The following is a 24,545-nucleotide window of genomic DNA, read 5'->3' as shown; positions in this document are numbered from 1 at the left end:
TGCCTGCCCGGTCTAAACCGGTTTGGCCTTGGGTTGCGGCGCCAGAACGCCGAGGGGTTTGCGCACCTTGTCGCGCAGGCCCGGCCCGCTTGGCGCCTGCACACGTTTCGTGGCCTCGACCATCAAAACGCCCCCCGCCGCCACCACCGAAAGCTTTGCGCCCATCCTTTCCCACATGCCGGCCGTCTTGCGCCAGAACGGTTTATCCGAGGGCGGCTGATAAAGCGCGGTTACGTGCCGCTCGGGCAGGAAATTATGCGACTTAAGCTGCGTCTCGAGCTGGGTCTGGGTATAGGGCCGCCCAAACCCAAACGGCGTGCGATCACTGCGCGACCAGAGCCCGGCGCGGTTGGGCACGATAAACAAGGCCGACCCACCCGGCCCAAGCACCCGCCAGCATTCTTCCAGCACGGCGCCCGGCTGATCAGAGGTCTCCAATCCGTGTGCCACCAAGAGCTTATCCACACGACCGGTTTCAATCGGCCAGAGGGTTTCTTCGCACAAAACCGAGATATTCGGCATCCCCTGCGGCCAGCCGATCACCCCCTGCGGGGCGGGCATCAACCCGACCACCCGGCGCGCATCGGCAAGGTAGGGGCGCAGGAACGGCACCGCAAAGCCATAGCCCACAACCGTCTGGCCCTTGGCCTCGGGCCAGAATTCGGCGACTTCGGCGCGCACAGCCTTTTGAACCGCGCGCCCGAGGGTGCTTCGGTAGTAAAAATTTCGTAGGTCCTGCACGTCCAGATGCATTGCAGCCCCGGCAAAGATCAGTCACTCTCGAACCTAACAGTAACCTGCATTCGGGAAAAGACCATGGCTTTGCACATCCTGACCATTCCCTGCCTGTCCGACAATTACGCCTTTCTGGCGCATGATCCGGGCACGGGTGACACCATGGCCGTCGATGTTCCAGAGGCGGCGCCGATCATCGCGGCGCTCGCCGATAAGGGCTGGGTGCTAAGCCATGTTCTTTTGACCCATCACCACGCCGATCACACTCAGGGTCTTGGCGACTTGCTGTCCGCCGCGCCGGCACAGGTGATCGGTGCCGCCGCCGACGCGCATCGCCTGCCGCCGCTTGATCTGGCCGTGAGCGAAGGCGATACGATCACGCTTGGCGGCGAAACCGGCCGTGTTATTGATGTCTCGGGCCATACCGTCGGCCATATCGCGGTGCATTTCCCCGAAAGTGCCGTGGTGTTCACCGCCGATAGCCTCATGGCGCTTGGCTGTGGCCGGGTGTTCGAGGGCACGATGGCGCAAATGTATGCAAGCCTGTGCAAGCTGGCCGCGCTCCCGCCCGAGACCACCGTCTGCTCGGGACATGAGTACACCCAGGCCAACGCAAAATTCGCCCTAAGCGTTGATCCGGGCAATCCGGCACTTATATCAAGGGCCAAGGCCATCGACGCCGCGCGCGCCGCAGGCCAGGCAACCGTTCCCTCAACCCTGGCCGAAGAACTGGCCACCAACCCCTTTTTACGCGCCGCCGATCCGGGCGTTCAGGCCAATCTTGGAATGACCGGGCAGGACCCTGCCCTTGTCTTCGCCGAGATCCGGACCCGAAAAGACCGCTTTTGAACGGTATCGTGATCAAAAAACCAGCCGGTATAACGAAAAGTGAGCCGGTTTTATAAAAAAAGCCTTGAAGGATGGCCGCTATCGACCAAACTTTAAGACTATGAGGCCAAGGATGGGGTGATACCGCCCCACCCCAGATCAGAAGGAGCACTCATCGTGCCTTCATTCTCGACCACGCTGGAACAAGCAATCCATGCCGCTTTGGCCCTGGCCAACGCGCGCCAGCATGAGTTTGCCACATTGGAACACCTGCTGCTCGCCCTTGTGGACGAGCCCGACGCGTCGCGCGTGATGAAGGCCTGTAGTGTCGACACCGAAGAATTGCGCACCACCCTGGTGGAATTCATCGACGACGACCTTGCCAATCTGGTGACCGATATCGACGGATCAGAGGCGGTGCCGACCGCCGCCTTCCAGCGCGTCATCCAACGCGCCGCGATCCATGTACAATCCTCGGGGCGGACCGAGGTGACCGGGGCCAATGTTCTGGTCGCGATCTTTGCCGAACGTGAATCCAACGCCGCCTATTTCCTGCAGGAACAGGATATGACGCGCTATGATGCGGTGAATTTCATCGCCCACGGCGTTGCCAAGGATCCGGCATACGGCGAATCGCGCCCGCTGAGCGGGGCCAGCAACCTTGATGACGAGGGCGCCAAGACCCATGGCGAATCCGACGCGGTCGAGGCCGGTGAATCCGCACTTGCGAAATACTGTGTCGACCTTAATGAAAAGGCGCGTTCGGGCGATATCGACCCGCTGATCGGCCGCGATTCAGAGGTTGAGCGCTGCATTCAGGTGTTGTGTCGCCGCCGCAAGAACAACCCGCTTCTGGTGGGCGATCCCGGTGTTGGCAAAACCGCCATCGCCGAGGGCCTCGCGCACAAGATCATCATGGGCGAAACCCCCGAAGTTCTCTCGAAAACGACCATCTTTTCGCTCGATATGGGCGCGCTTCTGGCCGGAACCCGCTATCGCGGCGACTTTGAAGAGCGGCTCAAGGCGGTGGTGACCGAGTTGGAAAAACACCCCGACGCGGTTTTGTTCATCGACGAAATCCACACCGTGATCGGTGCCGGCGCCACATCTGGCGGCGCGATGGATGCCTCGAACCTGCTCAAGCCGGCCTTGCAGGGCGGCAAGCTTCGCTGCATGGGCTCGACCACCTTCAAGGAATTCCGCCAGCATTTCGAAAAGGACCGCGCCCTCGCGCGTCGCTTCCAGAAAATCGACGTGGCCGAGCCGACCGTTGAGGATGCGGTGAAAATCCTCAAAGGGTTGAAGCCTTATTTCGAGGATCATCACAGCGTCAAATACACCAATGACGCCATCCGCTCTGCGGTGGATTTGTCGGCGCGCTATATCAATGACCGCAAGTTGCCCGATAAGGCGATTGACGTCATCGACGAAGCCGGTGCCGCGCAACATCTTCTGGCCGCCTCAAAACGCCGCAAGAGCATCGGCGTGAAAGAGATCGAGGACGTGGTCGCGAAAATCGCCCGCATCCCGCCCAAGAACGTCAGCAAGAACGACGCCGAGGTTCTCAAGGATCTCGAAGCCGGTCTCAAGCGCGTCGTGTTTGGTCAGGATACTGCGATTGAGGCGCTCGCGTCGGCGATCAAGCTGTCGCGTGCAGGTCTGCGCGAGCCGGAAAAACCGATTGGCAACTATCTCTTTGCTGGTCCCACCGGCGTGGGCAAGACCGAGGTCGCCAAACAGCTTGCAGATTCGCTTGGTGTGGAATTGCTCCGCTTTGACATGTCCGAGTACATGGAAAAGCACGCGGTCTCTCGCCTGATCGGTGCGCCTCCGGGCTATGTCGGCTTTGATCAGGGCGGGCTTTTGACCGATGGCGTCGATCAGCACCCGCATTGTGTGCTGCTGCTGGATGAGATCGAAAAAGCGCACCCCGATGTGTTCAACATCCTGCTTCAGGTCATGGATCACGGCACGCTGACCGATCACAACGGCCGCACCGTTGATTTCCGCAACGTGGTCCTGATCATGACCTCGAACGCCGGGGCCTCTGAACAGGCGAAATCGGCTGTTGGCTTTGGCCGCGACCGCCGCGAAGGTGAAGACACCGCCGCGATCGAGCGCACCTTCACGCCGGAATTCCGCAACCGGCTTGATGCGGTGATTTCCTTTGGCGCCCTGCCCAAAGAGGTGATCCTGAAAGTGGTCGAGAAGTTCGTGCTTCAGCTTGAGGCACAACTTATGGATCGTGACGTGACCATCGAGTTGACCGAACCTGCGGCCGCCTGGCTTGCGGATCGTGGCTATGACGACAAGATGGGCGCCCGCCCGCTTGGCCGTGTCATTCAGGAACACATCAAAAAGCCGCTGGCCGAGGAGCTTTTGTTCGGCAAGCTCGCCAAGGGTGGCGTGGTCAAGGTTGGCGTCAAGGATGGCAAGATCGACCTCGAGGTCGAAGGCCCAGTGGCGCGCCGCCTTTCGGGCAAGAAAAAGCCGCCGCTGCTCACCGCTGAGTGATGACGCGAACGGCCTTTGCCCTTGCCACACTGATACTTGCGGCGGCCCCAGTGGCCGCCGCAGACGCGCCACGGCTTAGCCTTCCGATTGACTGTGAGCCCGGCAAAACCTGTTATGTCGAAGATTATGTCGACGCCGATCCCGGCCCCGGAAAGCGCGATTTCATGTGCGGCCTCAAAAGCCGCGATGCCCACCGCGGCACCGATATCGTGCTGTTATCCTTTGACGCGATGACCGCTGGTGTTGACGTTCTTGCCGCCGCCCCCGGCGTGGTGGCCGCAACCCGTGACGGTGTTCCCGACCAACCCGTTACCCCCGCCACCCGAGACAGCATCAAGGGCCGCGAATGCGGCAATGCCGTGCGCATTGATCACGGGGACGGCTGGCAAACCCTTTACTGTCACATGAAGAGCGGCTCTGTTCAGGTGCGCAAAGGCGATCAGCTTGAGCGCGGCGCGGTTCTTGGTGAGGTCGGGTTAAGCGGTCTGACCAATGTGCCCCATGTCCATATCGGCATGCTCAAGGATGGCAAGGTTATCGACCCGTTCAACCCCGAGGATCGCAATACCTGTGGCACGGCGAGCGGCACCGGCCTTTGGGACAGCGTGCTTGCCTATCATCGCGCGGGGCTGTTTACGGCCGGGTTTTCAACCACGGTGCCCGGCTTTGACGCCGTGAAATCCGGCGCCGCGCGCGCGGCGACGGCCAGGCCCGATCAACCGCTGGTGCTTTATGGTCATGCGTTTTACGCAGAACCCGGCGATCAGCTTATCTTTACGGCCCAGGGCCCGGAGGGTCAAATCTTTCGTCAGGACATCACGCTTGACGATCCACAGGCCCAGCTTTTCCGCGCCTTTGGCCGCAAGGCCCCCGCTGCGGGCTGGCCCGCCGGGGCCTATCGCGGCTATGTCCGCCTGCAACGCGACCAAGAGGTGCTGGCGCTGCGCCATGCGGATATCACCGTCGCGCCCTGAAACCCCGCCGACCTATTTCCCGGTCAGCTTGAGTTCGATCCGCCGGTTCTGGGCGCGGGCCTCTGGGGTATCGGCGGGATTGATCGGCTGATATTCCCCAAAGCCGTTGGCCGACAAGCGATCCGGCGGAAAGCCGAGCGCGCCCACCAGATAGCGCACCACCGAAAGCGCGCGCGCCTGGCTTAACTCCCAGTTGTCGGCAAATTGCGCGCCACCGATCAGCGGCACGTTATCGGTATGCCCATCGACCTGAAGCACCCAGTCGATGCCCTCGGGGATGTCATTGGTCACATTGCGCAGGATGCCCGCCACCTTGGCAATCTCTCCCGCCCCGGCAGGCGACAACCGCGCTTCGCCGGGCGCAAACAAAACCTCTGACGAGAACACGAACCGATCCCCGACGATGCGCACGCCCTCTTGCTGGCCCAGCAAATCGCGCAGGCGCCCGAAAAACTCGGAGCGGTATTTTTCAAGATTCTCTTTTTCGGCCTCGGCAAGGCGAAGCTTTTCTTCTTCAAGCAGGCGACGGCGGCGTTCTTCTGCGGCGACGCGGGCCAATGCGGTATTCAACTCGTTGCCAAGCGATTGAAGCTGAACCTCGCTTGCGGCCTCGCGCACCTTGGCATCATCCAAAAGCGCCTGAATCCCCGAAAGCTGCTGGCGCAGAGCGGCAACCTGTTGGTTGAGAAGGGCCTGTTGCTTTTGCGCCTCAGTGGCCAGCTCTTGCTGATCCGCCAGACGGCGGCGCGCCTCGGCCAACAGAGTGGCGCGCTCTTCGGCGGTGCTCATCTGCGCCTCGGCCTGATTTTGCGCCGCAAGCTTGGCGGCAAGCGCCGCCGTCAATTGTCGGCGCACCTCATCGGCATCCATCGCCTCGCCTTTGGCCGCCTCAACCTCGGCCAGGGCGCGGGCCAAGGCCTGTTCAAGCTCGCTCACCCTTGCCTCTGCGCGCGCAAGGTCGTCCTGCGTTGCTCCGAGGGTATCGCTAACCTCGGCCTGCCCGCTTCGAGCCTCGGCCAGTTCAGTCTTCAAACCGGCGATCTCTGCATCTTTCGCGGCAAGCGTGGTCTCGCGGCCCTCAAGGCGCGTGGCCACCTCGTCTTGCGCCAAAAGGGCGGCGACCAGTTGGGTGTCCATATCCGCGCGCGCATCCTCGGCAGCGGCCAACAGGGTCAGCGTTTCCTCGGCCCGCTTGCGCTGTGCTTCAAGCGCCAGCGTCATCGAGGTCAGCTCGGCCTGCGCCCCCGTCAGCCGCGCGCGCAGGGCCTCTGCGGCGGCGGCCTCGGCCAGACGGGTCTGTTCCTGCTCGCTCAGCTCTGCCTCCAGCGCGGCCACCTCTTGGCCAAGCGCCGCCTCGGTTTCGGCATTCTGGCGGCGCAAATCCTCTGCAAGGGCCTCAAGCGCCTCGCGGCGCGCGGCGGCAAGGCGCGCGGCCTCGGCCTGTGAATCAACCTCGTTGCGCAAGCCCGCCAGCGCCAGTTGCAATGTCTCCTGTTCGGACAAAAGCGTGTCGCGTTCGCCCTCAAGATCGGCAATCTGTCCCTCTGCGCGCTCGCGCTCTGACAACAGGCCCGCGACCTGTTCTTCAAAGCTGGCGATCCGGGTCTGCGCCTTGCCAAGTGCTGCGGTCTGGGCCGCCGTTTGCGCACGCAGGGTATCGATCAGGGCCGCCTGTTCCTGTTGCTCTGCGCGCGCCTCGCCCAAGGTCGCCGTCAAAGTGCCAACACGATCCTGCAAATCGGTGCTGCGATCCCGCTCAAGCCCAAGCGCGCGCGACAGCGCCGCCACCTCGGCGCCAAGCGCGTCAAGCTTGGTGGCCTGACCGCTGATCTCTTCACGCAAGACAAATTGCACCACCATGAAGATGGTAAGCACGAACATCAGAACCAGCAAAAGACCGGTCATCGCATCGACAAATCCTGGCCAGATCGAGCCTTGAAACCGTGCTCCGCTACGCCGTGACAGGCCCATGCTCAGCTCTCCCCGGTCTTGTCCGGATTGAGCGGATTGAGCGGCGTCACGAAGGGCCGCGAGCGCCGCTCGGGAGCGGGGCGCCCCTGATTGAGCACCCGCGCCAGGGCGGCGAGATCGGTGCGCAGCTCGGTCATGGTCTCCTGGCGTCCGGCGCTTATCTCTTCCAGGATGCGCAACATCTGTACGTCGATCGAGCGAAGCCGCATCCGGCTTTCGGCATCAAGCCCCTCGTTGGCCCCGGTCTCGCGGTTTTCCAGGGTCTGGATCAGGCGCTCTTGCCCCTCGGCCATCCGCATGAGCGCGCTTTGCACCGGGTTGCTGTCGCTCATCCGATGGGTCAGCCGCTCAATTGAATCCGCCAGCACGCCAAGCTTTTGATCGACCATGGCGCGGCTGACATCCGATTGGGTGATGACGGCCTGCAAGCTGTCCATCTGATCGGCCATATGGTCAAGCACATGGGTCATCGCATCGGTTTCGCCGCCGCCCTCGCCCTCGCCACTGGCAAAGCCAACGCGGGTGATCGTCGACATCCATTCCTCAAGCTCGCGGTAAAACCGGTTCTGACCGTGGCCTGCGAACAGCTCCAACAACCCCACGACAAGCGATCCCGCAAGGCCCAGAAGCGACGAGGAAAACGCCACACCCATGCCGCCCAACTGGGCCTCAAGCCCGGTCATCAGGCGGTTGAACACCTCGACCCCGCCTTCGCCATTTTGCGGCGCGAGGCTTCGGATGGTATCGACCACCGCCGGAACGGTCGTTGCCAGACCATAGAAGGTGCCCAAAAGGCCCAGGAAAATCAGCATGTTGACGATATAGCGCGTGATATCACGCACCTCGTCGATCCGCTGTGCCACGGAATCAAGGATCGAGCGCGCCGAGGTCGAGGCGATCTGCATCCGCTTGCCGCGCGCGCGCAACATCGTTGCCAGCGGCGCCAGCAATTGCGGCGGCTTGGTTAGCTCATGCCCCGGCGTCCGGGCAACAAAGCCCTCGATCCACCGCGCCGAGCCGATCAGCTGAAACACCTGCCAGAAACAGGCCACAACCCCGATGAAAAACACCAAAAGGATAAACCCGTTCAGCCAGGGATTGGCCTGAAACACCGGCAAGACCCGCGGCAAGGCGACAAAGGCGCCAAGCCCCGTCAGCGCCAGAACGAGCAGCATAAGCACGATCTGGCGTACGGGATGTGAAAACTGTGGCTCGACCTCGCGGTCCGGCTGGTCCATCTGGACGCTCCCGACACTTGAATTATTGGCACAACCCTACGCGTTAAGACCTGACAAGCCAAGGATTTATCCCGCGAGGTGGCGCACCCGGCGCACCAGCCAGTCAAGGTCGCGATCCATTATCCCAAGCTGATCCAGGTGGTCGGCCGTATTGAACAAATATTCGGTGTTTGGCCCGCGCCCACCAACCGCGCGGGCGATGATGCCGGCCTGTTCCTCAAGGTCCAGACCACCGCAATATTGCACGTGATCGGCGTCGATCACATAGGTCACCGCCTCGACGCGCCGACCATCGGCAAGGTCGATCTCAAGCACCTTTTCGAGATAGGCCGAAGAGATGAGCTCGCGCTCGCGCAGATACTCAAGCACCTCGGGCGCTTTTTCGGGCGGCACCGAGAGGGCAACCCCATGACAGACCGCGCCCGGCGCCTCGTCCAGCGCAAGAACGAGGCCGGGGTTTTCATCGGTGCCCCGGTGGTGGATACTGCGCATGCAAAAGCTCCGGTGATAGCCGGGCAAGCTTGCGATCACCCGGTCCTGCGCCTCGAAACCGGGGTTCCAGACCAGCGATCCATAGCCAAACACCCACATTGTCATTTTGCTGTTCCTCGTGCTTTTGCCCCTATAAACACCATCCCAACAGGGCATGAAAGGGGCGCTTGCGCATGAGAGCATTGCTGACGTTGATCGTGATCGCCACACTGGGTTGGTCGGGGTACTGGTTTGTCGGCCAAAAGGGCTTGCAGCAGGCGTTCGGCCAATGGTTTGACGCCCGCCGCGCCGAGGGCTGGGTGGCCGAAACCTCTGATCTGACGGTTCAGGGTTTTCCCAACCGCTTTGACACCAGCTTTAGCAATCTCGCCCTTGCCGATCCCGATACCGGCCTTGCCTGGGAAGCGCCGTTTTTCCAGATCCTGACGCTGAGCTATCGCCCCAATCACGTCATCGCCGTCTGGCCCGACGATCAGCTGATCGCGACGCCGCAGGATAAATTCCGCGTTCAAAGCACCGATATGCGCGCAAGTCTGGTGCTGGCCCCAAACACCGCTCTTGCCCCCGAGCGCGCAACCCTGACCACCGAATTCCTGCGCGTGGCCCCAGAGGCGCGCCCCGATGAGACAACCGCGCTGACCGCGCTGACCCTCGCCGCCGAACGCAACGGCGCGGCCACCTATCGGCTTGGCCTTGCGACCGAGGGCCTGAGCCCCTCAACCCCGTGGCGCGCCCGGCTTGATCCGAAAAACACCCTTCCGACACAGCTTGCCGGGGTGCGCGCCGATCTGACCGTGAGCTTCGACAAACCCTGGGATCGCAGCGCAATCGAGGACGCGCGCCCCCAGCCGACCCATATCAAACTCGACCTCGCCGATGCCACATGGGGCCAGCTTCAGCTTCAGGCGGCGGGCGAAATCTCGGTTGACGCCACGGGGCAGCCCACCGGCGAAATCACCATAAAGGCCCGCAACTGGCGCGATATCCTTGATCTTGCGGTCGCCTCGGGCGCCCTGCCAGAATCGATGCTCAAGACCCTCGAATCCGGCCTGTCGATGATGGCGCAAATGGCGGGCAACCCGCAAACGCTCGACATCCCGCTCAGCCTGCGCAACGGTCGGGTGATGCTCGGCCCGATCCCGCTTGGCCCCGCACCGGTGCTGCGCCTGCGCTGAGAGCACGGCTTCTTCTGGCCTTAAATATCCCGGCGGGGGGGGGCGGGGGGCAGAGCCCCCGCCGCCTTCACCCTCAGACCGACATCTCGACCAATTCATCGCCTAGCGGCAATAGGGTCCGCCGCGATGCGATGCGGTGTCAAAATGGAAATGATCCTGGTGATGGCGGTCCGATTTGGGGCCAAGCACCGTACCAAACGGCCCGCATGCGCCCCTGTGCGTCTGGCGCAGAACCCGGCCACGTGGCCCCTGCCCCCAATCGCTGAGCACCGAAATTTCGGACCCGTCGCGCAGTTGCAGCGCGGCGATATCAATCGCCTTGCCCCGGCCATGCTCTGAAATTCGGGCTCCGGGCTGGCTGTTGCGGGTCCGGCACGTATAATGCGCCACGACGCGCAAACCGCTTAGACCACCGCCCATGCGCCCGACCTCTGGAACGGCACTTTTCTTGACCCATGTTTCAAGTGCGCGCGCCGTCGGGCAATCCATCGTCGCCGCTCGGCTCAGGCGGATTGGGCCCACCGCCTCAAGCCGGATCGCATGAGAAGACCCGCAGCCATCCATCGGATTGCTCAGCGGGCCAATCACCTCTCCTGCAAGGGCGGGGCGGCCACACAGGCCGCCGCTGTTGCTGCTCACCGTCTGATCGTCGCCGCGCCCGCATCCCGTCGCCAGGGCGCTTAGCCCGAACGCAAGGCTCAGGGCCAGCCGCCTCATGCTTTCCGCGCCCGGCCGAAATCTGGCGCATCGGTGTCCTGCCCGGCCTCGATGATGCCGCGCCGGATCGCCCGCGTGCGGGTGAAATAGGCATGCAGGTGATCACCGTCACCAATGCGGATCGCCCTTTGCAACGCGAATAATTCCTCGGTGAAGCGCCCCAGTATTTCAAGCGTTGCATCCTTGTTGTTCAGGAACACATCGCGCCACATGGTCGGGTCACTGGCCGCGATCCGGGTGAAATCGCGAAACCCGGCGGCGGAATACTTGATCACTTCACTGTCGGTCACCCGGCGCAGATCATCGGCGACGCCGACCATCGTATAGGCAATCAGATGTGGCGCGTGGCTTGTGACGGCCAGCACCAGATCGTGGTGGTCCGCTTCCATTTCATCGGTCAGCGCGCCAAGCGCCTGCCAGTAACTCTCAAGCCGGGTGACCGCCGCGCGATCGCTGCCCTCCTGCGGCACGATCAGGCACCAGCGGTTGTCAAAGAGTTCGGCAAAGCCCGAGCGCGGCCCCGAATGCTCGGTGCCCGCAAGCGGATGGGCCGGCACGAAATGCACGCCTTCGGGCAGATGCGGGGCGACCGCATCGATCACCGCGCGTTTGACCGATCCGACATCGCTCACCGTCGCGCCGGGTTTGAGCGCCGGGGCGATCTCGGCGGCCACCGCGCCCATCGCGCCAACAGGCACACAAAGCACCACAAGGTCGGCGCCCGCGACCGCCTCGGCGGCGCTGTCACAGACCCGGTCGCAAAGCCCTATTTCGCGCGCCACGTCGCGCGTCTCGGCGGAGCGCGCATAACCGCTGATCTCTCCCACAACGCCCGCGCGCCGCATCGCATGTGCCATGGAAGAGGCAATCAGCCCAAGCCCGATCAGCGCGACACGCTCGTAGATGATGCTCATCGCGCCCGTCCCATGAACTGGCCAATCGCATGCGCCACCCGGCGACAGCTTGGCTCGTCACCAACCGTGATCCGCAGACAATGCGGCAGGTTGTACCCCGCCACCCGGCGCACGATAAGACCCTCGGATTGCAGATGCGCATCACAGGCCTCGGCCTCGGCGCGATCGGCAAACCGCGCCAGGATGAAATTCCCTGTAGAGGTATCCGACGCCACGCCATAGCCCGCCAGGGCCTCGGCAAGCCAGGCGCGCATGCGGGTGTTGTCATCGCGGCATTTCGCGGCCCAGTCGGTATCGCGCACCGCCGCCTCGGCGGTGACAAGCGCCGCATGGCTAAGGTTGAACGGCCCGCGCACCCGGTTGAGAACATCCACCACATGCTGCGGCCCATAGCCCCAACCGACGCGCAACCCGCCAAGCCCGTAAAGCTTGGAAAAGGTCCGCGTCATCACCACGTTCTCGCGCGCCTCGACAAGCGATGCGCCACTGTCATAGCCCTCGACATATTCGCCGTAAGCGCCATCAATCACCAGCAATGCCCGCTCCGGCAGGTTCCCCGCCAGCCGCGCAAGATCTGCCTCGCCCACCATCGTGCCGGTCGGGTTGTTGGGGTTGGCGATGAACACCAGCCGGGTGTTCTCGTTACAGGCCGCCAGAATGGCATCCACATCGGTCACCCGCTCGCGCTCGCGCACCTCTACGGGGGTTGCGCCATTGGCCAGCGTGCTGATCCGGTACATGGCAAAGCCGTGCTCGGTGTGGATCACCTCATCGCCCGGCCCGGCGTAGGATTGGCAGAGGAACGAAATGATTTCATCGCTGCCGACACCACAAACGATGCGCTCGGGGTCAAGACCATGCACCTCGCCAATCGCGGCGCGCAGGCCGGCGTGATCGGTCGAGGGATAGCGGTGCAACTCATAGGCCGCCTTGCGAAACGCCTCCTTGGCCGCCTCAGAGGGGCCAAACGGGTTTTCGTTCGAGCTGAGCTTGACCACATTGGTCATGCCCTCAACATGCGATGCGCCCCCCTGATAAGGCGCGATCTCCATAATGCCCGGCTGCGGTATAATCTTGGTCATATCAAAAATCTCCCAAGCGACGTTCTAGCTTTGGCACTCACACTTGACCAGTACGAAACGAAAAAGGCCGCGGCGGTTTCCCGTCGCGGCCTCTGACACATATGCAGAAAACTTAGTTCTGCGCGTAGAATTCGATAACGAGGTTCGGTTCCATCAGCACCGGATAGGGCACATCCGACAGGCCCGGCTGACGCACGAAGGTGGCAACCATCTTCGAGTGATCCGCATCGATGTAATCGGGAACGTCGCGCTCGGCGAGCTGAACCGCTTCCAGCAGAACGGTCATCTGCTTGGAACGGTCACGTACTTCGATCACGTCACCCTCTTTTACACGGTACGACGGGATGTTCACGCGCTGACCGTTCACCTTCACATGGCCGTGGTTCACGAACTGGCGTGCGGCAAACATGGTGGAAACGAATTTGGCACGGTACACAAGCGCGTCAAGACGGCGCTCGAGCAGACCAATCAGGTTCTCGCCGGTATCGCCCTTAAGACGCTCGGCCTCGGCAAAGATGCGACGGAACTGTTTTTCGGTCAGATCGCCGTAATAGCCTTTAAGCTTCTGCTTGGCGCGCAGCTGAAGACCAAAGTCAGAGACTTTGCCCTTGCGGCGCTGACCGTGCTGGCCGGGGCCATATTCACGGCGATTGACGGGTGATTTGGGGCGGCCCCAAATGTTTTCGCCCATGCGGCGGTCAATTTTGTACTTGGCAGACGTGCGTTTTGTCACGGCTGATCTCCTTCGATTTAAGAGCTTCCACACCTGATCCGAAAACCGGTTCCCACTTTTCGGGGCGTGGATAGCGATGAAGGGCGTTGTCCTTTGGCCTTATCTTTCGACAGGGTCCCGACAGGCATCCCCTTGCAGGGGCCACCAACACCAATGAAGTCGCGCTTATACAGGGCCAAACCCTGCTGTCAACCACTCAGACAGGGGCTTCTTCTTGGCATAAATACTCAACCTGACGAATCGCGCTGTACCTGCCTAAAACGGCACCTTGGCACGGAATTTCACCCCCGCCCCGCCGTCCGGGTGACGAATGCGAAGCTCTTCGGAATGCAGCATAAGGCGGGGAAAATCGCGCGCCGCGCCCGTGGCATAGAGCGGATCACCAAGAATCGGATGGCCAAGCGCCAGCATATGCACCCGCAACTGATGGCTGCGCCCGGTCTTGGGGGTAAGCCGCACGCGGGTTTCATCGGTGCCATAGCGCATCACCCGCCATTCGGTGAAGGCGGCGCGCCCCGTCTCATGACAGACCTTTTGCAAGGGCCGGTTCGGCCAGTCCACGATAAGCGGCAGGTCAACCTCGCCGGTCTTTGGCTCAAGCTTGCCACAGATCCGCGCGACATAGGTCTTTTTCGTCTGTCGTTTTTCAAATTGCAGGCCCAGATGACGCTGTGCATGCGGGGTGAGTGCAAAGATCATCACACCAGATGTGTCGCGATCCAGCCGATGCACCAAAAGCGCCTGCGGATAAGCATCCTGCACCCGCGCCAAAAGGCAATCGGCCAGATGCTCGCCCTTGCCGGGTACGGACAATAGGCCAGCTTGCTTATTGACCACAAGGATTTCGTGGTCATCATGCAACACGTCAAGCGGATCGGTTGGGGGGGAATATTCTGACATGACTGGCGCATACACCACGCTTTCCGGTTAGACCACTACCGGGCTTCTTATGGCTGAAAATATCCCCGCCGGAGGCTCCCGCACGCGCCAACAGTTCAACCGCCTGTTGCAATACACACCGGATCAAACCCGCCCGAACACCATCGTCACGATCTCACCCAGACGATCTGCATCTGCCTGCGTAAACGCGGCGGGCTGATCACTGTCGATATCCAGCACACCCAGCAGAGCGCCCCGCCCGTTATGCACCGGCAGGACACTCTCGGAGCGGGTCGAACTGGCGCAGGCGATGTGGTCGGCGAACGCATCCACGTCATCGACAAGCTGCACCTCGCCACTGCGCGCCGCAGCGCCGCAGATTCCGCGCGAAAACGGAATCTGCAAGCAGCCATGTCCCCCCTGACAGGGGCCGATCTTTAGCATCTCCGGCCCCGCCACACGATAAAACCCGGTCCAGTCGAACCGGTCATCAGCGTGATGCAACTCGCACACAATCGTGGCCATCAGGGACACCACATCGGTCTCGCCGGACCGGAGCGCGGCGATGGTCTTGGTGATCTCGTCGTAGTCAATTCGAATGCTCAGCCCCTTTTGCACCTGAAAGCCGTGGGGGCCAGCCCCCACACCCCCGGGATATTTATGGCAAGAAGAAACAGGGTCACACCCGCTCAATCGCGATTGCCGTGCCTTCACCGCCCCCAATGCAGATCGCAGCGACGCCGCGTTTGAGACCGCGTTTTTCAAGCGCGTTGAGCAGCGTGACCATGATCCGGGCACCGCTTGCGCCAATCGGGTGGCCAAGCGCGCAGGCGCCGCCATTGACGTTGACCTTATCGCGGGACAGGCCCATTTCGTGCATGAAGGCCATCGGAACCACGGCGAAGGCCTCGTTCACCTCCCAGAGATCGACATCCTCTACCGACCAGCCGATGGTTTTCAGCAGCTTTTGCGCGGCAGGCACCGGGGCGGTCGTGAAAAGACCGGGGGCCTGGGCATGGCTGGCATGGCCCAGAATGCGGGCGCGAATGTTCAACCCGCGCGCCTCGGTCGCCGTGCGGGACGCAAGGACAAGCGCCGCGGCTCCATCGCTGATCGAGCTGGAATTGGCCGCCGTGACGGTGCCGCCCTTGCGAAAGGCAGGCTTGAGCTCCGGTATCTTTTCAGGCCGGGCCTTGGCGGGTTGCTCATCATGGGAAATGGTCACCTCGCCCTTGCGGGTCTGGAGGGTCACAGGGGTGATTTCGCCGTCAAACGCACCCGAGGATTGAGCATCCAGAGCGCCTTGCAGCGAGGCAAGCGCGTACTCGTCCTGAGCCTGACGGGTGAACTGGAACTTCTCGGCGCAATCTTCGGCGAATGTGCCCATGAGGCGCCCCTTGTCATAGGCATCTTCCAGCCCGTCAAGGAACATGTGATCCACCACCGCTGCGTGGCCAAGACGCGCGCCGCCGCGCATTTTTGGCAAAAGATAGGGCGCATTTGACATCGATTCCATCCCACCCGCGATCATCAGATCGGTGTGGCCAAGGGCGATCTGGTCAAAGCCGATCATCGCCGCCTTCATCCCCGACCCGCACATCTTGTTGAGCGTGGTGGCGGGCACCTCTTCACCGAGGCCGCCGGCAAACCCGGCCTGACGCGCGGGCGCCTGCCCCTGACCTGCGGGCAGAACACAGCCCATAAGAACCTCGTCAACCGTTTCAGCACGGGCATCGGCAAGGGCCGCGCGAATCGCAGCGCCGCCCAATACGGCGGCCTCGACCCCGTCGAAATCTCCCTGGAACCCACCCATCGGGGTGCGCGCCGCCCCTGCGATCACAACCTCATTCATTGACCTGCCTCCTGAAAAATTCTGATCCTGCATACCGAATGGTAACCAATTGGGTCTAGCCTTGGCTGTATTACTACGTATCGGGCCGGAGGCACCATGGACCTGCAATCAACATATCACAATGACATGAATATCATAACCGTGGGCGAGGCACGGATCGATGCCGCGGCCGCCATCCGGTTCAAGGACAGGATGCGCGATGTCACATCGCAAGGCCCGGCGCATATCGTGCTCGACCTCAGCAATGTCACCTTCGTGGATTCAAGCGGCCTTGGCGCGATCGTCGCCGCCATGAAACAGCTAAGTGGCGAGCGACGGCTTGATCTGGCCGGGTTGACGCCCGATGTGGCCAAGGTCTTTCGCCTGACACGGATGGATACCGTATTTGTAATTCACGACGATATCATTGCCCTCAAAGCGCGTGCAACAGGTTGATCAAAGGCCGGGCTCCCCGGCGGTCCGCCACTTCAAAAGGGACATCGCGGTGACTTTAGAGGGCACACTGACGGATTTCACGCTTACGGCGACGGCCTCGGAGCTGGCGGTACGCGACACATTGCTGGCGGTGCGATCGCGGCTCTCCGAGCGCGGCGTGTGCGAAGATACCTGCGGATCGGTCGAACTTGTCATGGCCGAGGCGCTGAACAACATCGTTGAGCATGCCTATGCCACGGATCAGGAGCGCGACTTTCTGCTGAAGGTGTCGATCAAACCGGACCGGCTCTGCTTACATCTCTGCGATGGCGGTGCTCCCTTGCCAGGATTATGCCTGCCGCAAGGCAATTTGCCTGATCACACGGGGCCACGCGATGACCTGCCCGAGGGGGGATTCGGCTGGTTCTTGATTCGCGACCTGACCGAACGTGTTGCCTATGAAAGACGCGATGGAATGAACCATTTGACGCTGGAATTCCTGCGCGAAGCACCCTGATACAACCTATCCGTGCTGGCGCCCCAATCTAACCCCATTTTCTCCAAAGTAGCGCCCCAGAGTCCCGCCATACATTGAGGTGTAGCTGCATATGGCTTCCCTCGGCGTCGTGCGTAATAGCCCCCACCCAGTGTGCGGCGCCGAGGTTTTAAATTCCCCGGAATCATACCGCTGCAATTGGCAAATCACTGCGCCGGCCCTACTGTCCGACCAACATCAGGATAACGGAGCTGACATGCGCGATTTTCACCTGCCCGGCCGCTCGGCCACCTATGCGACAAACGGAATGTGTGCCACCTCGCACCCGCTGGCGGCCAAGGCTGCGATTGATATCCTTCAGCAAGGTGGCAACGCCATGGATGCGGCGATTGCCGGTGCGGTGCTTCTGGGCATTTGCGAGCCGCAGATGACCGGCATCGGGGGCGATTGCTTTGTGCTTTTCACCAAGCCGGGCGAGGACCAGATTCATGCCCTCAACGGGTCTGGCCGGGCACCCGCCGCCGCAGACGCCGACGCGCTGCGCGCGCAGGGCCACACCACAGTTCCCCTCAACAGCGCGCATGCGGTGACCATACCCGGCGCGATTGATGCGTTTTGCCAACTGAGCGCCGATCACGGTCGGCTTGGCCTTGATACGCTTCTGGCACCCGCGATCCATTATGCCGAACACGGCGTTCCCGTGGCACCGCGCGTGGCGCATGACTGGCCCACGGCGGGCAAGGCCCTGCAGGGCCATGGGCTGCGGCATTTCATGCCAGGGGGCACACCGCCCAAGCCCGGCGAGATGTTTCACGCCCCCGGTCAGGCCGGGGTTCTGCGCCGGATTGCCAAGGACGGGCGCGCCGCGTTTTACGAAGGCGAGATTGCCGAGGACATGCTGGCCGTGCTCAACGCCATGGGCGGCGCGCATAGCGCGGCGGATTTCGCCGCTCAGCGCTGTGATTATACGACGCCCGTGAGCGGTGAATACAAAGGCGCCAATCTGGTCGAGCATCCGCCCAACGGTCAGGGCGCGACTGCGATCCTGCTTTTGAACATTCTCAAGCATTTCGACATCGCCGGCATGGACCCTTTTGGCGCAGAGCGCGTTCATATCGAGGCAGAGGCGACCAAGCTTGCCTATGACGCGCGCAACCGTTTTATCGCCGATCCGGCCAGCACGACGCGGCTTGATTACATGCTGGCACCCGATACGGCGGCCAATCTGGCCGCGCTGATTGACCCCCAAAAGGCGATGGCGGTCGCTAAACCGCTGACCGAAGCGGTGCACCGCGATACGGTCTATATCACGGTCGTTGATCGTGATCGCATGGCTGTCTCGTTGATTTATTCGATCTTTCACGGGTTTGGGTCGGGCATCGCATCAGAAAAGTTTGGCATCCTGCTGCAAAACCGGGGCGCGGGCTTTACCCTCGAAGAGGGGCATCCCAACGAGCTTGGCGGCGGCAAGCGACCGATGCACACGATCATTCCCGGCATGCTGACCGAAGGCGGTCGCGTGACCATGCCATTCGGGGTGATGGGCGGGTCGTATCAATCGACGGGCCATGCACGATTTGTGTCAAACCTGCGCGATTTCGGTCTCGGCCCGCAGGCCGCGATTGATGCACCGCGCGCCTTTGCCGATCCGACGGGCCTCAAGCTTGAGCGCGGCTATGGCGCGGATGTGGCGCAGGCGCTTGCGGACAAGGGGCATGACGTAATCGCCGATCCGGATGCGATCGGCGGCGCGCAGGCGATCCAGATCCATGAAAGCGGCGTTCTTGAAGGCGGCAGCGATCCGCGCAAAGATGGCTGTGCCCTGGGATATTAAGGTGAAAGGGTGGGCGATAGCCCGCCCTTGCCCGCAATCGACGCTCAGTTGAGCTGGAAATGCAGCGGGTAATGCCCGTCCTCGAACGGACCGAACAGATCGGGGATATCGGGATGATCTACCGGCTCGCCGGAATAATCCGCAACAAGGTTCTGTTCGCTGACATAGGCCACGTAATAGCTCTGCTCATTCTCGGCCAGAAGGTGATAGAACGGCTGTTCTTTCGACGGGCGGCTATCCTCGGGGATCGAGGCATACCATTCGTCCGTGTTTGAAAATTGTGGATCCACGTCAAAGATCACCCCGCGAAAGGGGTGTTTCTTGTGGCGGACAACCTGGCCCAGGTGATATTTCGCGCGTGATCTAATCATAATAAACAGCCCCTACAGAGACATAGTAAACGTTTCAAGGGTGGTTTGTCCAACCATCCACCCGATTTTCGGCGGAAACAGTCTGTGAACCTCATCCCTACAGTCAGGCCGCGCAGGGCGGCGCCACAAAATCGGGTAATTCGTGATTTCCACCGCTCGCAGATTCGGCTAAACTACCGAAAAAAGAAGAAAGCGAGAGGCAGATGAGCAGAACTCTTCGCGCATTTATGGTGTTATTGTTGCTGGCCTCCTGTGGCGGCGGCAGCGGCTATGGCACAGCACCGCGCAACCTAGACAACGCCTGCGCCATCCTGGGTGAGCGCCCGGAATATGCCCGCGCCTTCCGTGCGGCCGAGCGCCGATGGGGTGTGCCGGTGCATGTGCAGATGGCGACGATTTACCAGGAAAGCAAATTCATCAGCGATGCGCGCACGCCGTTTCGCTATTCACTCGGGGTGATCCCGATGGGTCGGCAAAGTTCGGCCTATGGCTACAGCCAGGCGCTGGACGGCACCTGGGATGAGTACAAGCGCGACAATAACCGCTTTGCCGCGCGCCGCAGCGACATCCATGACGCCGCCGATTTTATTGGCTGGTATATGGCCAAATCCAATGAAGGCCTTGGGATTTCCCTGGGCGATGCAAGCAGTCAGTACCTTGCCTATCACGAAGGGCGCACCGGCTTTTCGCGCGGCAGCTACAATGGCAAGCCCTGGCTGTTGCGGGTAGCGGGCGAGGTTGGGGCGCGCTCAACAACCTATCAGAGCCAGCTTGCACAATGTCGCGGGCGGCGCGTGTGATCTAAGGGTCGGCTCATCCGCTCTTGCAGGCGCGCCTCGGGAGGGGACCCCCGCGAGGCCGCCTGCAGGGGCGCGAAGAGGGCCGCCTAACGGTCGATCAGGACCCGGTCCTTGCCGGGAATGACGAAGCTTTCATCCTCAAGGCGCATGCCGGTTTTGAGATCGCCCAGAACCACCGTCGTGCGGCTGCCGCCGCTGTCGTTGATCACCCATTGGCGCAACTCGACCGGATCACCGGTAAAGACAAGCTCGATACTTCCGTATTCGGGGTTATCGGGGTCCTGCGCACGCACCGTGGTGGATTTGCCGTCGCTGCTATGGCCGGTGACCATCCGCTCGCGGGTCAGGTCGACATTGCGCGCAAGGATGATCTTGAGCGGCGTGCGGTGCAGCGGATAGGCCTCGGTTCCGGTGTTTGACTTGGGATCGACGATCCCCACCGTATCGCCATCGGCAACCACCAGCGTTTTCTCGGGCGGATCATATTCGAACCGCACCCGCCCCGGACGCTTGATCAATATGCGCCCCGTGCTGATCGTGCCATCATCGTTGATCTGGGTAAATGCGCCCTGCGCGGTCTTGAGACCGTTCAGATAGCCAGAGATTTGCCCAAGCGACAGCTGTTGCGCCGCCGCCGGGAGGGTCATCGCCAGCATAAATGCCGGGACCGTCAAGATACGCATATAATTCATAACGTCTGATCTAAGCCTTTCCACAAGCCTTTGCATCCTGTCTTGGCCAAAAACATGGGGGCGCGCGCCAAGAGACGCAATAACACGCCGGGTGTTATCCGATAGCAAAGCGCGCGTTTATGGCGCCGATTTGGTTTTGCGGGTCGATGACAGCTTCATGTCCGGCTTGGCAAGCCGCGCCTCGGGGCCGGTCCAGGCATAGGCAAGCAAACAGGGGTCGCGATCCCCTGTGGTGATGCGATGCTCATCTCCCGACCGATTGAGGATCAGAGATCCGGGGGCAAAAACCGCCGAGTTGTTTTCCGACCAGGCGCCGGAGATCGAGATATAGCTTTCCTCAATCTCATTGTGGCTATGCTGTGGATAGGTCGTATTCGGGGCAAACAGCACGAACCCAAGGATCAGGTTGTCGCATTGCACCGGGCCTTGCGGGCCGAGGATTTCGCAATAGGCATATTTCTGGCTCAACGCCCTGGAAATCTTCTCATAGCCGTATTCCCAGGTCAGCGCGTCTTTGACCTCGCGCAGCGCGCGCGCCATGCCCTGCATCGCGGCCCGCTCACCAAGGTCAAGCGCGCGGGGAAGATGCGCCGTGACCGGCTTGGTCTCGCTCGCGCGCACACTCATTTCCGGGTTGCGGGCCATAACCGCCGAGAGCCTGTCGCGCACCCGCTTGCGATGACCACGGATCGCCGGGCTGCCGCCCGCAGATCCATAGCGATAGAGCGAATCGAATTCCCGCAAGAGATAGAGCCAGTTCGGGACATCCATCAGGCGCTGTGTGACACCCGTCTGGGTGTCCACTGAGGGGATGGAATCGTCGGGCATATCTCTGTCTCCGCCTTTGGAGGTGGCTGTGACCTCTGCCCGCGCCCAATCCGAAACCCGGTGGAACGCGGGAAAGGGTTTACTGCTCCGGCACCAGAATTTCGCGTTTACCGACATGGTTGGCAGAGCTGACGATGCCCTGATCTTCCATCTGTTCGACAAGGCGTGCGGCCTTGTTATAGCCGATCGCAAGCTTGCGCTGGATATAGGAGGTCGAGCATTTGCGATCCTTGATCACGATGGCAACCGCCGTATCGTAAAGCGCGTCTTCCATATCGGTATTGCCGCCCGAGCTAAGCCCGAGAACCGCGTCGATGCTGTCGGCCTTATCCTCGTCGGGGCCCTGAAGGACGCTGCCGACATAGGTCGGCGGGCCGTAAGCCTTGAGGTGGTTGACCACCTCTTCGACCTCTTCGTCGCTTACAAATGGCCCGTGACAGCGGGTGATCTTGCCGCCGCCCGCCATGTAGAGCATGTCCCCCATGCCCAAAAGCTGTTCTGCGCCCATCTCGCCAAGAATGGTGCGGCTGTCGATCTTGCTCGTGACCTGAAACGAAATCCGGGTCGGAAAGTTGGCCTTGATCGTGCCGGTGATCACATCCACCGAAGGGCGCTGTGTGGCCATGATAAGGTGAATGCCGCTGGCGCGCGCCATCTGCGCGAGGCGCTGAATGCAGGCCTCGATCTCTTTGCCGGCCACCATCATCAGGTCGGCCATCTCGTCGACGATCACAACGATATAGGGCATCCGCTCGGGGGCGAATTCGTCGGTCTCGAACACCGGCTCGCCGGTGTCGTCGTCAAAGCCGGTCTGCACCGTGCGGCTGAACAATTCGCCCTTTTTGAGGGCCTCGTCGACGCGACCATTATAGCCGTCGATGTTACGCACGCCCATTTTCGACATCTTGCGATAGCGGTCTTCCATTTCCGCCACGACCCATTTCAGGGCCACGACCGCCTTTTTGGGATCGGTCACAACCGGCGACAACAGATGCGGAATGCCGTCATAAACCGACAGTTCAAGCATCTTGGGGTCAATCATGATCATCCGGCATTCTTCCGGCGTCAGCTTGTACAAAAGGCTCAGGATCATCGTGTTGATCGCCACCGACTTACCCGAACCGGTGGTGCCCGCAATCAAAAGGTGGGGCATCTTGGCAAGGTTCGCGACCATCGGATCACCACCGATATCCTTGCCAAGCGCCAGCGGCAGGCGCTGATTGCCGTCGCCATAGGCGCGGCTTGACAGGATTTCTCGGAACCCAACCATCTCGCGGTTGTCATTGGGCAATTCGATGCCGATCACCGAGCGGCCCGGCACGGTTGAAACCCGCGCCGAAAGCGCCGACATCGAGCGCGCGATATCATCGGCAAGCCCGATCACCCGGCTCGCCTTGAGGCCCGGCGCCGGTTCAAGCTCGTACATGGTCACGACCGGACCGGGGCGCACGCTGACGATCTCGCCCTTGACGCCGTAATCGTCGAGCACGCTTTCAAGCATGCGCGCGTTTTCCTCTAGCGCTTCGTCGCTCAGGTGATGGCGCTGAATATTTTCGGTGCTCGACAAAAGGCTGAGCGGCGGCAATTCGTACTCGACGCCCGCGCCTTCATCGAATTGCAGCACAGGCTGCGCCTCGGCAATGGCCTGCGTCGAGGGCTGCGGCGCGCGGCGCGGGGCATGCTGTACCACCTTGCGCGGCTCGGGCGTGGGGATGCGCGGCGCCTGCGCCACCGGCTGTGGCTCCGGTTCGGGCTCGTAGGCGGCAAAATCATCGACAAGCACTTCGTCATCGTCAAACGGCGCCTCGTCGTCAAAGCCATAGGATTGCGGCACCGGCGGCACATCCGTCACCCGGCGCGCGGTCAGCGGCGGCTCTGGCGGCAGGGCAACCTTCGGCCCTGTGCTCAGGATCAGAGGATCAGGCCCGCGCCCGCGCCCCTTGGTCAGCGGCGCCACGGATTCGGCGCGCACGGCCGGGTTTTGACGCACCCGCGCCCGGATCACATCCGAGATCTTGGCGCTGATCCGATCGTCGCCGGGCATTTCCGCCTCGCCCTCAAAGGCGGCGGTTTCCACCAATTCCGGCTCTGGCATCACATCGGGTTTGCGCATCAGCATCGGCATCCGCGCAAGCAGGCCACCGGGCTTTTCCGCAACCGGGGCGTAATCTTGTGCGTCCTCGAAAGCGGGCTCGGCATAGGCGCGCCGCACGACCGAAGGCTGTACCTCTGGCTCATAATAGGCGGCGGCAGCGGTCTCTGCGGCCTCTGCCCGGCGCGCACGCCGATCGGCAAGTCGCGCCTGCATGGCCTGCCCGGCCTGCGCCGCGCCCCCGGCGCCCTTGCCCAAAAGGGTCATGATACCGGCATAGGTCATGATCACACCAACCAGAAGGAAGCGGGTGATCTGCGACAGCTCCAACTTAGTAAACCCAAGCACAAACGCCCCAAGCACAAGCATGCCCGCGCCCAAAAGCACCGACAAAAGCTTGAGTCCAAGGCTCGCCCCGATTGGCAAAATACCCAGAAGCGTGCCCAGAACCGTGTCGCCAAAAAGCCCGCCAAGCCCAAAGCTATGGGTCGCGGCCCACTCCGCCCCCGGCGTCAGCGACGAGGCATAGAGCGCCAGAACCGCAAGCCAGATCGGCGCAAAGATAAGCCGCCCGATGGCGCGCTCTTGCCCGCGATGAAGCGCAAAGCGCGCGCCCCAGACCGCCAGAACGATGGCAAGACCCCAGGCACCCCAACCGACGATCATGAACAACGGCGCGGCAATCGACGCCCCGACCTGCCCCATCCAGTTGTGCACCGGCGCATCGGTGGCCGACATCCAGCTGGGATCGTCCGGGCTATAGGAGGCCACCATCGCCGCCGCCATGGCCGCCAACATCAAGAGCGTCAGGCCCAGCAATTCCTTGCCGCGCTTTTCAATCGCCTGTGTCATCGTGCTGTCCAACAGGGGGTCACGCCCGCGCGTTTGATATGCCATCTTCTTTTCGCCCTCAA

At 61.9% G+C, this 24,545-nt stretch carries 23 protein-coding genes; 8 read left to right on the top strand and 15 right to left on the bottom strand.

What is annotated here, in order from left to right:
* Positions 1-12: 12 nt before the first annotated feature.
* A complete protein-coding gene (locus tag BUB78_RS07805) occupies positions 13-753 on the bottom strand; it encodes a methyltransferase domain-containing protein (RefSeq protein WP_073196797.1) in 741 nt (246 codons plus the stop codon).
* 63 nt (positions 754-816) lie between these two features.
* On the opposite strand from BUB78_RS07805, the gene gloB reads away from it, so the two are divergent.
* The 3 genes from gloB to BUB78_RS07790 all read left to right on the top strand — a co-directional run bounded on the left by gloB (position 817) and on the right by BUB78_RS07790 (position 5,051).
* Entirely contained in the window at positions 817-1,584 is a 768-nt protein-coding gene (gloB, locus tag BUB78_RS07800) for a hydroxyacylglutathione hydrolase (RefSeq protein WP_073196795.1), read from the top strand.
* Between the two features lie 156 nt (positions 1,585-1,740).
* Positions 1,741-4,077 carry an ATP-dependent Clp protease ATP-binding subunit ClpA gene (gene clpA, locus BUB78_RS07795; RefSeq protein ID WP_073196793.1) on the top strand — a complete coding sequence of 779 codons (2,337 nt, stop codon included), beginning with the start codon at positions 1,741-1,743 and terminating at the stop codon, positions 4,075-4,077.
* 50 nt (positions 4,078-4,127) lie between these two features.
* Positions 4,128-5,051, top strand: a complete 924-nt coding sequence (locus tag BUB78_RS07790; protein WP_245813404.1) for a M23 family metallopeptidase — start codon at positions 4,128-4,130, stop codon at positions 5,049-5,051.
* A gap of 12 nt (positions 5,052-5,063) precedes the next feature.
* On the opposite strand, the gene BUB78_RS07785 is transcribed toward BUB78_RS07790, so the two are convergent.
* From BUB78_RS07785 to BUB78_RS07775, 3 genes are all read right to left on the bottom strand, one after another.
* Positions 5,064-7,022, bottom strand: a complete 1,959-nt coding sequence (locus tag BUB78_RS07785) for a peptidoglycan -binding protein (RefSeq protein ID WP_073196789.1) — start codon at positions 7,020-7,022, stop codon at positions 5,064-5,066.
* Positions 7,023-7,024: 2 nt separating this feature from the next.
* A complete protein-coding gene (locus BUB78_RS07780) occupies positions 7,025-8,260 on the bottom strand; it encodes a biopolymer transporter ExbB (RefSeq protein ID WP_073196787.1) in 1,236 nt (411 codons plus the stop codon).
* A 66-nt stretch (positions 8,261-8,326) separates the two neighbouring features.
* Positions 8,327-8,857, bottom strand: coding sequence for a gamma-glutamylcyclotransferase (locus BUB78_RS07775; RefSeq protein WP_170865038.1), 531 nt, complete (start codon positions 8,855-8,857; stop codon positions 8,327-8,329).
* Between the two features lie 68 nt (positions 8,858-8,925).
* Between BUB78_RS07775 and BUB78_RS07770 the strand changes: the two genes are divergently transcribed.
* On the top strand, positions 8,926-9,927 hold the full coding sequence (locus tag BUB78_RS07770) for a DUF2125 domain-containing protein (protein WP_073196783.1): 1,002 nt from the start codon (positions 8,926-8,928) through the stop codon (positions 9,925-9,927).
* Between the two features lie 102 nt (positions 9,928-10,029).
* Here the strand turns inward: BUB78_RS07770 and BUB78_RS07765 are convergent, their stop codons facing one another.
* The 7 genes from BUB78_RS07765 to BUB78_RS07735 all read right to left on the bottom strand — a co-directional run bounded on the left by BUB78_RS07765 (position 10,030) and on the right by BUB78_RS07735 (position 16,104).
* The gene (locus tag BUB78_RS07765; protein ID WP_073196781.1) at positions 10,030-10,644 is read right to left on the bottom strand and encodes an extensin-like domain-containing protein; all 615 of its coding nucleotides are present in this window, start codon (positions 10,642-10,644) and stop codon (positions 10,030-10,032) included.
* The gene (locus BUB78_RS07760) at positions 10,641-11,558 is read right to left on the bottom strand and encodes a prephenate/arogenate dehydrogenase family protein (RefSeq protein ID WP_073196778.1); all 918 of its coding nucleotides are present in this window, start codon (positions 11,556-11,558) and stop codon (positions 10,641-10,643) included. Before BUB78_RS07760 ends, BUB78_RS07765 begins: the two co-directional genes overlap by 4 nt.
* The gene (hisC, locus tag BUB78_RS07755) at positions 11,555-12,640 is read right to left on the bottom strand and encodes a histidinol-phosphate transaminase (RefSeq protein ID WP_073196776.1); all 1,086 of its coding nucleotides are present in this window, start codon (positions 12,638-12,640) and stop codon (positions 11,555-11,557) included. Before hisC ends, BUB78_RS07760 begins: the two co-directional genes overlap by 4 nt.
* 112 nt (positions 12,641-12,752) lie before the next feature.
* A complete protein-coding gene (gene rpsD / locus BUB78_RS07750; RefSeq protein ID WP_073196774.1) occupies positions 12,753-13,373 on the bottom strand; it encodes a 30S ribosomal protein S4 in 621 nt (206 codons plus the stop codon).
* 255 nt (positions 13,374-13,628) lie between these two features.
* Positions 13,629-14,273: a pseudouridine synthase gene (locus BUB78_RS07745; protein ID WP_073196772.1), complete on the bottom strand. Its 645-nt coding sequence runs from the start codon at positions 14,271-14,273 to the stop codon at positions 13,629-13,631.
* Between the two features lie 123 nt (positions 14,274-14,396).
* Positions 14,397-14,852, bottom strand: a complete 456-nt coding sequence (locus BUB78_RS07740) for a GAF domain-containing protein (RefSeq protein WP_073196936.1) — start codon at positions 14,850-14,852, stop codon at positions 14,397-14,399.
* 79 nt (positions 14,853-14,931) lie between these two features.
* Positions 14,932-16,104: a thiolase family protein gene (locus tag BUB78_RS07735; RefSeq protein ID WP_073196770.1), complete on the bottom strand. Its 1,173-nt coding sequence runs from the start codon at positions 16,102-16,104 to the stop codon at positions 14,932-14,934.
* Between the two features lie 96 nt (positions 16,105-16,200).
* On the opposite strand from BUB78_RS07735, the gene BUB78_RS07730 reads away from it, so the two are divergent.
* From BUB78_RS07730 to BUB78_RS07720, 3 genes are all read left to right on the top strand, one after another.
* Entirely contained in the window at positions 16,201-16,539 is a 339-nt protein-coding gene (locus tag BUB78_RS07730) for an STAS domain-containing protein (RefSeq protein WP_073196768.1), read from the top strand.
* A complete protein-coding gene (locus BUB78_RS07725; RefSeq protein ID WP_245813403.1) occupies positions 16,526-17,035 on the top strand; it encodes an ATP-binding protein in 510 nt (169 codons plus the stop codon). The genes BUB78_RS07730 and BUB78_RS07725 overlap by 14 nt, the downstream gene beginning before the upstream one ends.
* 235 nt (positions 17,036-17,270) lie before the next feature.
* Positions 17,271-18,848 carry a gamma-glutamyltransferase family protein gene (locus BUB78_RS07720; RefSeq protein WP_073196766.1) on the top strand — a complete coding sequence of 526 codons (1,578 nt, stop codon included), beginning with the start codon at positions 17,271-17,273 and terminating at the stop codon, positions 18,846-18,848.
* A gap of 44 nt (positions 18,849-18,892) precedes the next feature.
* Here the strand turns inward: BUB78_RS07720 and hspQ are convergent, their stop codons facing one another.
* Complete coding sequence (hspQ, locus tag BUB78_RS07715; RefSeq protein WP_073196764.1) at positions 18,893-19,219, bottom strand: heat shock protein HspQ; 327 nt, start codon at positions 19,217-19,219, stop codon at positions 18,893-18,895.
* 203 nt (positions 19,220-19,422) lie between these two features.
* On the opposite strand from hspQ, the gene BUB78_RS07710 reads away from it, so the two are divergent.
* Positions 19,423-20,019: a transglycosylase SLT domain-containing protein gene (locus tag BUB78_RS07710; protein WP_073196762.1), complete on the top strand. Its 597-nt coding sequence runs from the start codon at positions 19,423-19,425 to the stop codon at positions 20,017-20,019.
* Positions 20,020-20,105: 86 nt separating this feature from the next.
* Here BUB78_RS07710 and BUB78_RS07705 read toward each other — a convergent pair whose 3' ends face one another.
* The 3 genes from BUB78_RS07705 to BUB78_RS07695 all read right to left on the bottom strand — a co-directional run bounded on the left by BUB78_RS07705 (position 20,106) and on the right by BUB78_RS07695 (position 24,528).
* Complete coding sequence (locus tag BUB78_RS07705) at positions 20,106-20,711, bottom strand: LolA family protein (protein ID WP_073196760.1); 606 nt, start codon at positions 20,709-20,711, stop codon at positions 20,106-20,108.
* 117 nt (positions 20,712-20,828) lie between these two features.
* Entirely contained in the window at positions 20,829-21,539 is a 711-nt protein-coding gene (locus BUB78_RS07700) for a dimethylsulfonioproprionate lyase family protein (protein ID WP_073196758.1), read from the bottom strand.
* A gap of 79 nt (positions 21,540-21,618) precedes the next feature.
* A complete protein-coding gene (locus tag BUB78_RS07695) occupies positions 21,619-24,528 on the bottom strand; it encodes a DNA translocase FtsK (protein ID WP_073196932.1) in 2,910 nt (969 codons plus the stop codon).
* Positions 24,529-24,545: the final 17 nt, after the last annotated feature.

It is taken from the genome of Roseovarius marisflavi (assembly GCF_900142625.1).
Lineage (GTDB): Bacteria > Pseudomonadota > Alphaproteobacteria > Rhodobacterales > Rhodobacteraceae > Roseovarius > Roseovarius marisflavi.
The sequence above is the reverse complement of the archived record's forward strand: the minus strand, read 5'-3'. Positions and strand labels throughout refer to the sequence as shown.